This is a genomic window from Micromonospora sp. D75 (genome assembly GCF_018070405.1).
Taxonomy (GTDB): domain Bacteria; phylum Actinomycetota; class Actinomycetes; order Mycobacteriales; family Micromonosporaceae; genus Micromonospora; species Micromonospora chalcea.
This window is the reverse complement of the sequence record NZ_JAGPXV010001136.1, coordinates 1-654: the sequence shown is the minus strand read 5'-3', so window position 1 is coordinate 654 and position 654 is coordinate 1. Positions and strand designations below refer to the sequence as shown.

Sequence of the window (654 nt, the reverse complement as noted above, 5' to 3'; positions counted from 1 at the left end):
GGCTGGCGCCGACGGCGGTGATGTCCTCGTGAGCGCGAGGAGTGAGCCGGTCCTGCGAGCCCCGCAGTCGCGAACGAAGGCCGGCACCGCATGAGCCGGCGGCTGGTGGTGCTCGACGTGGTCGGGCTGACCCCGCGGCTGCTGGCGCACATGCCCCGGCTGCGCGCGGTGGCCGACGCCGGGTTCGCCGCCGAGCTGGGCACCGTGCTGCCGGCGGTGACCTGCTCGGCGCAGTCCACGTTCCTCACCGGCGAGCTGCCCGCCGGGCACGGCGTGGTGGGCAACGGCTGGTACTTCCGCGACCTGGGCGAGGTGCTGCTCTGGCGGCAGCACAACGCGCTGGTCGGCGGCGAGAAGGTGTGGCAGGCGGCCCGCCGCGTCGAGCCGGGCTACCGGGTCGCGAACGTCTGCTGGTGGTACGCGATGGGCGCGGACGTGGACTGGACCGTCACGCCGCGCCCGGTCTACCACGCCGACGGGCGCAAGGAGCCGGACTGCTGGACCGACCCGCCGCGGCTGCGGGACACGCTCACCGACGCGCTCGGCACGTTCCCGCTGTTCAGCTACTGGGGCCCGGGCGCGGGGCTGCCGTCCTCGGCGTGGATCAGCCGGGCCGCGCAGCGGATCCTGGCCGACCACGCCCCCGACCTGACC

At 75.5% G+C, this 654-nt stretch carries 1 protein-coding gene; it reads left to right on the top strand.

Annotation, left to right across the window (positions count from 1 at the left end; all coding sequences use genetic code 11):
- Window positions 1–90: 90 nt before the first annotated feature.
- The coding region (locus KBX39_RS32505; RefSeq protein ID WP_210874256.1) for an alkaline phosphatase family protein at window positions 91–654 on the top strand (564 nt) is incomplete at its 3' end.